Annotated in this window: 1 protein-coding gene; it reads left to right on the forward strand. The window is 77.4% G+C overall.

Annotation, left to right across the window (positions count from 1 at the left end):
- A partial coding sequence (locus V9K97_RS27235) for an autotransporter-associated beta strand repeat-containing protein (RefSeq protein ID WP_337321961.1) occupies positions 1 to 1,334 on the forward strand: 1,334 nt, incomplete at both ends.

Below are 1,334 nucleotides of genomic sequence, written 5' to 3' on the forward strand. Positions count from 1 at the left end.
GGCGCGGGCGGCGATGCCTTCTCCCAGGCCGGCGGCGGCGGCAGCGGCGGCAGCGGGCTGTGGCTGCGCAGCGCCACCCCAGGGCTCACACTGACCCACAGCGGCACCTCGGCGGGCGGGGCCGGCGGCGCGGGCGGCTCGGAGCTGCTGCCGGCGCGCAGCAACGCCTCGGGCGGCGGTGGGGGTGCCGGCGGGGCCGGCCTCACGCTCGCGGGCAGCACCGCGCTGAATGTGGTCAACACCGGCCAGCTCCTGGGCGGTGCCGGGGGCGCGGGCGGCACCGGCGGCGGCGGGGTGGGCGGCACCGGCACCCCGGGCAACGGCGGCGACGGCGGCGCCGGGCTGGCCTCGGTCGGTGCGGGCGGCGTGATCGTGATCAACAGCGGCACCATCGCCGGCGGGGCGGGCGGTGCGGGCGGCGCCAGCAGCAACGGCGGCGCGGCAGGCCTGCCGGGGGCGGGCGGGGCCGGGATAACGGGCGCGGACCTGGATGTCACCCACAGCGGCGGCACCCTGGCCGGCGGGCTGGGCGGCGACGGCGTCACACGGGCCCCGGCGGTGGCGTTCACCGGCGGCAGCAACAACCGCCTGGTGCTGAACGCAGGCGGCACGATGCTGGGTGCGGTGGCCATCGACAGCGGCGCGAGCGCGCGCCTCGTGGCGGGCGCGGACGGGCTGGACCTGGGCAATGCGCTGCTGCTGGGCGGCACCGGCACCATCGACAGCAACGGCCATGGGCTGGGCTGGTCGGGCCCGATCTCGGGCGCGGGCGAGCTGGTGAAGGTGGGCGCGGGCACCTTGACCCTGAGCGGGGCGAACACGTACACGGGCGCCACCCGGGTGGCGGCGGGCAGCCTGCGCGCGGGGGCGGCAGGCACCTTCAGCAATGCGAGCGCGTTCACGGTGGACGCGGGGGCGGTGCTGGACCTGGCGGGGCACAGCCAGACCATTGCGGGCATGGCCAGCGCGGGCACGGTGTCGCTGCTGAGCGGCTCGCCGGGGGCGACGCTGACGGTGCAGGGCCCCTGGGTGGGCAATGGCGGCACGCTGCGCCTGGGCACGGCGCTGGGGGGCAGCGGGAGCCTGAGCGACCGGCTGATCCTGAGCGGCTGCACGGCGATTGCCAGCGGCACGACGAACATCCAGATCACCAACCTGGGCGGGCTGGGGGCGCTGACGGTGGGCAGCGGCATCGAGGTGGTGACGGCGATGAACGGGGCCACGACGACGGCGCAGACCACGCGCGATGCGTTCCGCCTGGCCGGTGGCCATGTGGATGCGGGGGCCTACGAGTACCGGCTGCATGCGGCCGATGCCTCGGGGGCGGGGGAGAA

Source organism: Variovorax sp. CCNWLW186 (assembly GCF_037203865.1).
Lineage (GTDB): Bacteria > Pseudomonadota > Gammaproteobacteria > Burkholderiales > Burkholderiaceae_C > Variovorax.